The 9,656-nt window shown below is 57.6% G+C and carries 7 protein-coding genes and 1 pseudogene; 4 read left to right on the top strand and 4 right to left on the bottom strand.

The genetic code is table 11. The features are described 5' to 3' along the window. The 3 genes from AAAC48_RS10820 to AAAC48_RS10810 form a co-directional block, all read right to left on the bottom strand. Nucleotides 1–373, bottom strand: a 373-nt coding sequence (locus tag AAAC48_RS10820) for an SDR family NAD(P)-dependent oxidoreductase (protein WP_340654173.1), incomplete at its 3' end; no start/stop codon positions are given. Between the two features lie 12 nt (nt 374–385). After that, nucleotides 386–1,420, bottom strand: a complete 1,035-nt coding sequence (locus AAAC48_RS10815; protein WP_340654172.1) for a proline racemase family protein — start codon at nt 1,418–1,420, stop codon at nt 386–388. A 12-nt stretch (nt 1,421–1,432) separates the two neighbouring features. Further along, on the bottom strand, nt 1,433–2,866 hold the full coding sequence (locus AAAC48_RS10810; RefSeq protein WP_340654175.1) for an aldehyde dehydrogenase family protein: 1,434 nt from the start codon (nt 2,864–2,866) through the stop codon (nt 1,433–1,435). Between AAAC48_RS10810 and AAAC48_RS10805 the strand changes: the two are divergent. The 3 genes and pseudogenes from AAAC48_RS10805 to AAAC48_RS10795 form a co-directional block, all read left to right on the top strand. Next, nucleotides 2,840–3,372, top strand: a pseudogene (locus tag AAAC48_RS10805) (GntR family transcriptional regulator); the annotation flags it as partial. The gene AAAC48_RS10810 and the pseudogene AAAC48_RS10805 sit on opposite strands and share 27 nt — an antisense overlap. Nucleotides 3,373–3,579: 207 nt before the next feature. Further along, nucleotides 3,580–4,197, top strand: coding sequence for a DNA-binding protein (locus AAAC48_RS10800; protein WP_340654171.1), 618 nt, complete (start codon nt 3,580–3,582; stop codon nt 4,195–4,197). Nucleotides 4,198–4,271: 74 nt separating this feature from the next. Continuing rightward, nucleotides 4,272–4,844, top strand: coding sequence for an RES family NAD+ phosphorylase (locus tag AAAC48_RS10795; protein ID WP_340654174.1), 573 nt, complete (start codon nt 4,272–4,274; stop codon nt 4,842–4,844). A 157-nt stretch (nt 4,845–5,001) separates the two neighbouring features. Here the strand turns inward: AAAC48_RS10795 and AAAC48_RS10790 are convergent, their stop codons facing one another. Then, nucleotides 5,002–6,774 carry an SLC13 family permease gene (locus AAAC48_RS10790; protein ID WP_340654170.1) on the bottom strand — a complete coding sequence of 591 codons (1,773 nt, stop codon included), beginning with the start codon at nt 6,772–6,774 and terminating at the stop codon, nt 5,002–5,004. A gap of 654 nt (nt 6,775–7,428) precedes the next feature. Between AAAC48_RS10790 and AAAC48_RS10785 the strand changes: the two genes are divergently transcribed. Continuing rightward, nucleotides 7,429–8,730: a mechanosensitive ion channel domain-containing protein gene (locus AAAC48_RS10785; RefSeq protein WP_340654169.1), complete on the top strand. Its 1,302-nt coding sequence runs from the start codon at nt 7,429–7,431 to the stop codon at nt 8,728–8,730. Nucleotides 8,731–9,656 lie beyond the last annotated feature (926 nt).

The raw sequence follows: 9,656 nt of genomic DNA, 5'->3' as shown, positions 1-9,656 counted from the left end.
GCTCGGCACAGATCGACAGCTGCAAGAAATCCACCTGAAACTCGCGCTTCCATGCTGCCTGCCATTGATCCAGATCGGCATCTATCGAAATTTCCGTGCGTATCCCGGCATTGTTGACGAGGCTATGAATGCGCCCGGCGACCAAAGTTGCGCGTTTCCATAAATCCGTCGATCCGGACGGATCGCTCAGATCCGCCTGGAGTATCCACCCTGCTCCATTGATCCGATCGTGAAGGCGGCGTGCAGCGTCCTCGTCGCGCCCGTACTGGATAACCACTTTCGCACTTTCGCTGGCCAACTGCTCAACGATGGCCGCGCCTATCCCCCCGGATGCACCGGTCACGAGTATCGTTTGCCCCGCAAGTTCTTTCATCGCCGTTCTCCGTCACCCAAGCTGATCGACCTGAGGACCCCATGTATCGGAAAGGGCGAAGCCTGATGGGAAGGGATCGCTTTCATCGACACACTGTTCCTCAGCACCATAGATCCAGGCTTGTCCAGTAATACGTGGCAGAACTGCCGGGCGACCGCCAACTGTGGTTTTCCCGATCGCTTCAACCAGAAACTCACCGCCGATGATCGACCGTGATTTTCGGCTATCCCCGACCGCGAGTTCGCCACGGGCATATAACACCGCGAGGTTTGCCGAACTCCCCGTCCCGCAAGGGGATCGATCGACCCGGCCGGGCTTCAATGTCGTGCATGTGCGCACAGCACCATCCGCTTCGCGCCCACGGAACATGACATAAGCAATTTCATTGATTGTGCTGATCTCGGGATGCTGCACCGAGACCTGTTGTGCGAGAAGGGATTTCAACTCGATTCCCGCCTCGGCGAGTTCACGTGCATTGTGTGGCACGATATCGAGGTGGATCTGCTCGACGTCGACAATCGCGTAATAGACGCCTCCAAAAGCAATATCGGTTTTTATCGTACCCCAGCGCGGCGTCTCGATAGTTTGGTCGAGCACTTCGACGAAGCATGGCACATTGTCGAGACTTACCGACACGCACCTGCCATTTGAGCAGCGAGCCCGCGCAACGATCAGCCCTGCGGGGGTATCCAGACGAACCACCGTATCAGGCTCGGTGATCGGCAGGCGGCCGCTCTCCAAAAGCGCGGTGACCACGCAGATGCAATTGCTGCCGGACATGGGATGAGCCCTATCAGCTTGCAGAACGATAAATCCCGCGTCAGCGCCTTGCCTGGTGGGTGGAAGCAAGAGGTTTACCGACATCGCAACGTTGGCACGCGGTTCGAATGTGACAAAGCGCCGAAGACTGTCGTCGACTTCATTGATATGGTTCATCTTTTCGAGGATTGTAGCGCCTGGGATCTCCGGAGCACCATCCATGATCACCTTACCGATCTCACCTTGGCAATGGACCTGGAGAAGTTTGATCGATCTGTTCCAGTTCATCCGATCCTCCACTTATTTGATGTACCAGCCCCAAGGCTCGTTGCTCGTAAACCGGGTGATCTGTTTGGTCTCAAAATAGTTGTCGAGGCCCCATCGTCCGAGCTCGCGACCGATGCCCGATTGCTTGTAACCGCCCCACGGTGCCTCAGTGAAGGTGGGCTGCGAGCAGTTGATCCAAACAATCCCCGCGCGGAAAGCTGCGGCGACGCGTTCGGCTCGGACCTCGTCCTTTGACATGACTGCAGCGGCGAGACCGAAGCGAGAGTCGTTCGCAAGTTCGATAGCCTCGTTCTCGTCGGAGAAGGGTCGGATGCAGACAACCGGGCCGAAGATCTCCTCGCGCCAGGCGTCGCTGTCGAGGGGCACGCCGGTCAACACGGTCGGCTCGAGATAGTAGCCCTTCTCGAAACCCTCAGGACGTCGCCCTCCGCAGGCAACGGTCGCACCTGCCATCTTCGCCGCTTCGATGGCTGCTATCACCTGCTCGTGCTGGCGCTTAGAGACCAGTGGGCCAAGAAGGATTCCCTCGTCAAGGCCGTTGCCGATGGTGATGCGTTTTGTCTCTTCGATCAAGCGATGAAGAAGGCGATCGTAAATCCCCTCCTGGACGAGTACCCTCGACGTCGCAGAGCAGACCTGACCCTGGTTCCAGAAAATACCGAACATGATCCATTCTACCGCCTGCTCTATGTCGGCATCTTCGAAGACCACGAAAGGGGACTTGCCGCCAAGCTCAAGGCTGATGCGCTTTATGTCTCTCGAAGCTGCCGCCATGATCTTGGAACCGACAGGGCCCGAACCGGTGAATGCGAGCTTGTCGACGCTCTGATGATCGATCAACGCCTGACCGACAACAGAACCGGAACCGGTGACGATGTTGAGTACGCCCGGTGGCAACTTTGCCTCATCGGCGATCGCGCCGAGTTCGAGCGCTGTCAGTGACGTCAGTTCCGCTGGTTTGAGCACGATGGTGCAGCCCGCAGCAAGTGCCGGGGCCACCTTCCAAGCTGCCATCAATAGCGGATAGTTCCAAGGTATGATTGCACCGGCGACGCCGATCGGTTCCTTGACCGCTTTGGAGGTGAACCGGGAATCGGACAGGGCGATCGGCTCTTGCGGATTGTTGTCGAGCTGTTCTGCAAGGCCCGCATAGAAGTCGAAGCAACCGGCTGCGTCGGCGACGTCCCACGCGGCTTCCGGAAAGGGCTTGCCGTTGTCGAGTACTTCAAGATGTGCGAGTTCCTGTTGGCGGGTTCGAATGCCTTCAGCGATAGCACGAAGATAGTCGGCACGCTGGCTGCCGGTTTTCTGGGGCCAACCATCAATATCGAAGGCTCTGCGGGCTGCCTTGACGGCGATGTCGACGTCTTCGGCTGTCCCGGCCGGGGCGCGGTGAATAATCTCCTCGGTTGCGGGATTGATGACCTGGTCATAACGCTTGCCAATAGAAGCACGATCGTTGCGCCTATAGAGGTCGCCATCTTCCCGAAATATGTTGAAGCACTCGATGTGGCCCAACGCATGAATACACGGCTGGCGGCAGAACTCCGGACCGATGCCGATCTTAAAATCATCGCCCGCCGCTTGAAGGAATTTGAGGCAGCGGTGAAATCCGGCAATCACCTTGTAATGTCAGAGGCCAACAAGCAATTTCACATGGCGATCGCCGCGGCGGGCAGAAATCCCTATTTTGCGAGCTTCTATGAGCGCCTGCTCAATCAGGGCCAGAGGATGCTGCATCTGCATTTTGAGTATCTTGAACGAACCCACGATGGGTACCTTTTGACCGATGAGCACCAGTTGATGCTTGAAGCCATCAAAGCGAAGGACGTTGAGCGCGCAGATGAACTGGCTCATGCGCATACGCGGCAGTTCCGCGACAATTTCATCGACTTCATGCGGGAAAACTATACGCTGATGTTGCACTGGGGCTGACCCGCGCCGCCGAATAAGTCCATTGAGTTCTGCGCGGGATTGGGCACGTTCAAATCGTTACCCGCGCCACATCGTCTATCGCGGCACTTCCGCGCTAGTCACTTCTGTTGAATGCGCTCGAGGAGCGATTCGAGAGCTTGCGTTCAAAAACCAGCGCAATCATTTTGGTTGACTTTGTCGCTTGGCTACCTACATAATTACCACGACAACCAATGGAGGCCACCATGGCCCGTGAACACGTTTCCACCTTTACGCTTGACGTTCATGCAGCACCCGATTCCGTTCAGGCAGTGTTTTTGAGGCGTGCCATGTCGGCGCTCGAAAGGATCTCGAGTAAGGTACCGACCAAGCTCCTGACAGAAGCACTCGCCGCGCCGACCGATGCGGGAACGATCGCTGAGCTTTTGAGCCGTGCAGGCGTCGTGGGGTCGGCCGTGACTGAGCTCGACCCGATGGTGCCAGCGCTGGCGAGGAATGTCGAGCATCGCAGGAGGCTCCTGGAGCTTGCGGGGGGCGCCTTGTCTGCCGAGGGGGCTGGCGACACGCTCGGCATCACCCGGCAGGCAGTTGACAAAAGGCGTCGCGCCAACACCGTGCTCGCGGTTCGCGAGGGAAGTGACTGGCGTTATCCGGCCGGTCAGTTCGACGAGGGCGAGGTCATCGCCGGCCTCCCCGAGGTCGTGCGCGGCCTCGTGTCAGTAGGGCCTTGGGCCACGCTCGATTTCCTGCTGGCTCCAGACACCGTGCTTGGAGGGCGGACTCCCCTGCAGGCACTGCGAGACGGCGACCGTAATGCGGTGCTGCGCCTTGTCCGTGCCAATCAGATGGACGGTTTTGCGTGACAGCATCGCCGACCAGCGGTCGTGGACCGACTGGTGCTGCCCCGCCTCCCCCGTCTTGGCTTCAAGCCACCGCCCTGCCGCTCGACGTCATACCGGCTGGGCAGGTGCTGCATCGCATCTATCGGCAAGCGCTTGCTCCGATCTTTTTTGGACCGGGCGCCAGCGCCCAGCCGATCTATCGGTTCGACAGTGCTGGAAGCCGTTTCGGCGTCCTCTATGTGGGGCTAAGACGTGCCGGCGCACTGGTGGAGACGTTGTTGCGCAATCCGCAGAGGCTGATGGTTGCCGCGGCCGACATCACCGAGCGAGCGGCAACAGAACTCACCTGCAACCGCGCGCTGCGAGTTGTCAGGCTCTACGGATCGGGTTTGCAAACCTTAGGAACCGACAACGCAATTTCGACAGGGCCCTATGAGCCATGCGGACTATGGTCTGATGCCCTTTGGGACCATCCAGAGCAACCGGACGGGATCGCGTATCAATCGCGCCACGATTCAAGTGAGCTCTGCCTTGCCCTCTTCGAGCGTAACGACATGCAACTCTTGGTCGGGAGGACGAAGCCGTTGCCAAGCATTTTGAAGGAGATTGCCGCTCTCCTTGATCGCTACGGCAAATCCCTCTCTCCAACGGCGCTGCGGGACACATAAGCACACGACCGACAATCCACTGACTAACCCAAGCATTGCTTACCCGGATGTCAGTGAGACCTCCATCGGCCTCCTAGTCCGCACGTTCTACGAACGGGCCGGCTGGACGACCTGATCGGGCCCATCTTCGCGGACGATTGGGACGTCCACATCCGCCTTATGTAAGCGGCCAGAAGAGCATCAATGCCGGCACCGCGGTCAGCACAATGATCACCGATAACGGCAAGCCCAACCGAGGATAATCACTGAACCGGTAGCCGCCCGGTCCCATGACCAATGTATTGCATTGATGTCCGATGGGCGTCAGGAAATCGCAGCCGGCGCCGATGGCGACGGCCATCAGAAAGGCTTCCGGCCGGAAGCCGAGCGTGCTGGCAAAACTCGTGGCAATCGGTGCCATCACCAGCACCGTCGCGGCATTGTTCAGGAATGGCGTGACCGCCATTGCCGCCACAAGGATGAGCGTTAATGCGCCAAAGGGTGGCAATTGATACGCAAAATGAGTCAGCCACTGCGCAATCAGCTCGGTGCCGCCCGTGGTCCTCAGAGCGTCACTGACAGGTATGAGCGTGGCAAGCATGATCAGTATCGGGCCATCGATTGCCGTATAGACCTCGCCGAGCGGAATGGCGCGAAACAGGACCATCGCCACCGCACCGGCAAAAAAGGCAATGGAGACGGGTAGCAGACCAAGCGCGGTCGCTCCGATGGCCGCAAACAAAATCAATAGTGGGATAAGTCCCCGCCTGACGCTGCCCAGCATGATCGTACGCTTGGCCAGAGGCAGGCAACCGAACTCGCGCAGCAGCGTCGGCAATCCACTGCTTTGACCTTGCAGCACGATGACATCGCCGAACCGGAACGTGATCTGGCCCAAGCGCTCCTTGATCCGTTCACCATGGCGGCTAACGGCAAGCAAATTGACGTTGTAGCGATCGAACATGGCGAGGCGCTGTGCTGACATATCGATCAATGGCGAATGTTCGCCGATGACCGCTTCGATGGCCTCGATCTCGGCCGATCGTTCCCTGTCCAAGGGCGATCGGTTACTTGACAGTTTCAGCTTTCCAGCTGTGATGATGGCGTCGAGCGCATGCGGATTGCCCTCAAGTACCAGCACGTCGCCTTCGGCCAATACGGAATCGGGAAGCGGCGTAACGCGGTGATCGGCGCGAACAATTGACGTCACCATCGCCCCGCCCTCCGCTGGCTTCACCAGATCCGTCACTGTCTTGCCGACCGCACCCGAACCCTTCGCTACCGCTGCCTCGGAGACATAATTGCGAATCTCTATTGCTTCGTCGACCGATACCGTTTCGCGTGTCCTTTCCGGAACCAGCCTGTAGAACAACACCAGATAGACGATCCCTGTAACGGCAAGTGTTGCACCGACAGGGGTGAAATCGAACATGGAGAAGCTCTGACCGACCATTTCCGCGCGCACGCGCGAAACCACGATGTTCGGCGAGGTGCCAACCTGCGTCATTAGTCCGCCAATGAGGGCGCCGAATGCCATGGGCATGAGGAACACAGACGCCGACACATTCGATCGCCGGGCAAACTGAAAGGCAACGGGAATCATGATCGCCAGCGCGCCGATATTTTTCACGAAAGCCGACAATACCGTCACAACGATCACAAGCACGGCAAGCTGGGCCCTCACCGACGACAATTGTGGCACGAAGCGCTGCACCGCCGCCTCCACAAGACCGGAACGCGCCACCCCGGCACTGACAACAAGTGCACTGCCGACGATGATGACGATCTCGTCGCTGAACCCGCTGAAGGCGGCCTGAAATGGAACGACCCCGAGAGCAATGGCCATGAGCAGCGAACACATCGCCACAATATCGTAGCGGATTCGTCCCCACACGAATGCGGCCATCATCAAACCGATTACCGTGAAAGCCAAAAATTGCTGTGTTGCCATGGGGTCTCCCGTTTCTCACCAAGTCCCGGCCAAGCAGGATCGTTCCCCGCTCCACGAATTTCGTTGAGAAGGCTATAGCACCTCGGGCGGATAAAGGTAGGCAGTGTGATATGAAGGCCGCAACAGCTTATTTGCCGCAACTATCTAGCGAACGCTTTGTTCGAAATTGACGCCCCTTTATAAACGATCTCGTCCGCGGGTGCGGCGGTACCTTTGACCACACGGCGTTCAATCTGCTGACAGCGTTCGTGCAGTTTCGCCTTCTGGTTCTCAAGCGCGAACAATTCTTCAACGCCAGTCGTGTGCATGACGAGGAAGTCATCGTCGGCAGCATCGACGTGTAGATTCTGCGACCGCGCGGCAAGCTTCGGGCCAATCCACGCGAGCCGAAACTGATCAGGACGGAACAGCGTGTCGGCTACACATTCGCAGCTTCAGTGGAGATGCTTTGATGCGATTAGAGCACGGGGGGTGACCGTGCCACATGATGTCAAAGCCCACAGCCTACATTGCCCGGCGCATTCTTGCGTTTAAGTGCCAACCGACAGCCACTCTTGAAGGGGTCTTGATGGTCGGCTTGACCATTCACAAGGCCGACGTCATTGTGGATGGTGAGTTGCTGTTCGCTAGCCAGTCCAAAACGGTCGTGTGGGAATGGATTTTCGCAACGCCATCGATGAATCGCTGACCTGGGCCAGCGGGTGGTTCGATTACGCCGCCACGCCGTGGTTTTTCTATCAGACCGCCATCATCCTCGCGCTCTTCCTCGCGGCAAAACTCGCGGCGCAGCGCATCGAACCACTGGCGGAGAACCGGGCACGCCAGATCAAGGGGCATCCTGGACTATTGAGGGTCGTCGTTGCCTTGTTGCGCCGCACCGACTGGATCCTTTTCACGGTCTACCTGCTTGTCGCGCTCACTCTTATGCGCAGCATCACTTGGCCAAGCCGGACTCATTTCATCTCTATCGCGCTCTCACTATCCCTCGCGTGGCTGTTCACGTCAGTGCTGTCGCGCATCATCCGCAACCGCCTCGTCGGACGCATTCTCGGCTGGCTTACCTGGATCTATGCGGCCCTTGTCATCCTCGGCATCAATGACGACGCTGCGGCTTTTCTGGACAGCCTTGCCATACCTTTGGGCGCGGTTCGCCTTTCGGCCCTCATGGTGCTGAAAGCGGCGCTACTGCTAATTGCGACCGTTTGGCTTGCGGTAGTCGTCGGGAATTATATCGATGAGCGCGTCCGGAATTCCGAAGAGCTGACACCATCGATCCGCGTCCTCGTGGGTAAGATCGCAAAGATCGGCCTTGTGTTGGTGGCTGGTGCTATCGCTCTTTCTTCCGTCGGTGTCGACCTGACGGCTTTGACTGTATTTTCCGGCGCTGTAGGCGTCGGTCTGGGCTTCGGGATGCAAAAGGTCGTTTCAAATTTCGTCTCTGGCGTGATTATCCTTCTCGACAAGTCAATCAAGCCGGGCGACACCATTTCGCTCGAAGGCACCTTCGGTTGGATACGCGAATTGCGGGCGCGGTTTGTCTCAGTGGTGACGCGCGACGGCCGCGAATACCTAATCCCGAACGAAGACTTCATCACCCAAAGGGTCATCAATTGGTCGTTCAGCGATAATCTTGTGCGGCTCGACGTGAATTTCGGCGTGTCTTATGACGCCGACCCACATAAGGTTAGCCAGCTGGCGGTAGAGGCCGCCATGAGCGTCCGCCGGGTCGAAGCGGATCGGCGGCCAGTCTGTTGGCTCACGGAGTTTGGAGAATCCTCGCTCGATTTCGTCCTGCGCTTCTGGATTCGCGACCCTCAACAAGGTCTAACCAACGTGCGTGGCAAAGTGCTGCTGGCGCTGTGGGACATATTAAAGAAAAACGGAATAAGCATCCCCTATCCGCATCGCGAGATCATAATAAAGCAGAAGGGACCTGATAGATCAGGCGGGCCTTAACAGAGCGATTGCCAGCGTTTCGAACCATTCTTTCGCCAGATTGCGGACTAGGTCGATCGAGAGAAGGAGAAAAGCGACAGCTATATGGAGCGTTCCGTCGCAAATTCACATGGGGACATAAGTCAAGGCACTTTAATCAGTGTGCCATAAAGGGTCTCCGGGATGGTTCGGATCCAAGGTCTTTGCCCATCGCAAGAACATGGACCATGCCAGGTTCAAACTCACATTCGATCACCGCGCATAGAAGTCTACCATCGCTTAATCGCAGCCTGGAAGCAGCAACCACCGCCAAGGTGCCCGGGTGCCGCCAATGAGGTGCGACAAACATTGGCTGCGCGACAGGGTTGCAACCTCACACCTGTGCTTCGCCACGGGGTCACCCGAGCCGACTCAGAATAGCAAAATCAGCTCCGCCGATCCATCCCTTAGACGGTGAATGATAGCGACTACGTACTCCGTAAGGCCAAGTGGTGCATACGGCATAGTGGCTGCAGATGATCGACCGGTCAAAATGACGCCCTTTGAACATCTGACATCTCTGAAGTTTCACCGGAGATACATAGATTGTGTTCCCTTACGGAAGGGTTTGCGACAAAGCCGTCGAACAACACAGAGCCTTTTATCCCGGCCCATAATCAATGCGTAATTCGCTTACAGCTTCTCACTGGCATGACGGGCGGAGGTATCGAGATTCATGAAATCTCGTGGATTGTTGTCATTTTGCGCTGAATATTATCGATTTTCATGAGATTGCGATAACGGCACGCTTTCCAAGTACGCCCGCGAGCGCGAGTTCGCCGGTCTTACCGACGACGAGGCCGCTGAAATACAGGCCATCTACGAAGACATTTTACCGACGCTCGGTGGCGGTAATACGCCTGCCGTGTGAGCCGTTAGGCAATTGGGCCGCAAGCGGAGGGTCGTGA

The sequence above is a fragment of the Phyllobacterium sp. genome (assembly GCF_037994405.1).
Taxonomy (GTDB): domain Bacteria; phylum Pseudomonadota; class Alphaproteobacteria; order Rhizobiales; family Rhizobiaceae; genus Phyllobacterium.
The sequence above is the reverse complement of the archived record's forward strand: the minus strand, read 5'-3'. Positions and strand labels throughout refer to the sequence as shown.

Excerpts from the sequence above, each read along its gene's own strand:
- AAAC48_RS10815 (WP_340654172.1), bottom strand. The coding sequence starts at position 1,420 with ATGAACTGGAACAGATCGATCAAACTTCTCCAGGTCCATTGCCAAGGT.
- AAAC48_RS10800 (WP_340654171.1), top strand. The coding sequence starts at position 3,580 with ATGGCCCGTGAACACGTTTCCACCTTTACGCTTGACGTTCATGCAGCA.
- AAAC48_RS10790 (WP_340654170.1), bottom strand. The coding sequence starts at position 6,774 with ATGGCAACACAGCAATTTTTGGCTTTCACGGTAATCGGTTTGATGATG.
- AAAC48_RS10785 (WP_340654169.1), top strand. The coding sequence starts at position 7,429 with ATGGATTTTCGCAACGCCATCGATGAATCGCTGACCTGGGCCAGCGGG.